We start from the raw sequence: 540 nt of genomic DNA on the forward strand, positions 1-540 counted from the left end.
CTGCGCGATCACGCTGCCACCGGCGGCAACGATGTCCTTGCCGCCGCGCATGCCGTCCGAGCCCATGCCCGTCAGGATCACGGAGAGAATGGCGCCGTGCCAGATGTCGATGGCGGAGGTGAAGAGCGGATCGACCGCGGGCTTGCAGAAATTGACGGCGGGGCCGTCGTCGAGCGCGATCGCGACGTCCGCACCACTGCGCACGACGCGCATGTGCTTGCCGCCGGGCGCGAGATAGATCCGCCCCGGCTTCACCGGCTCGCCATCGACCGCCTCGGCCGCCGGCCGGCGGCTCGAACGCGCCAGATGCTCGGCAAGAATGGTGGTGAAGGTCGGCGGCATGTGCTGGGTGATCAGCACCGGGAAGCGGTCGATCACCGGGCCGAGCTCGGTGACGAGGGCCATCAGCGCCTGCGGTCCGCCGGTCGAGGAGCCGATCAACAGCACCTTGGGTGCCTGGGTCGAGAACGGGCGCGTGGACAGCGCCCCCGACGACGGCGCAAGCGCGGCAGGCGCGGGCGCGGCGGGCCGCGCGACAAC

Annotated in this window: 1 protein-coding gene; it reads right to left on the reverse strand. The window is 71.5% G+C overall.

Annotated elements, in window-relative coordinates:
- Nucleotides 1-540, reverse strand: a 540-nt coding sequence (locus AC1D00_RS44710) for a chemotaxis protein CheB (protein WP_477015160.1), incomplete at both ends; no start/stop codon positions are given.

Source organism: Bradyrhizobium sp. P2_E8, assembly GCF_056403875.1.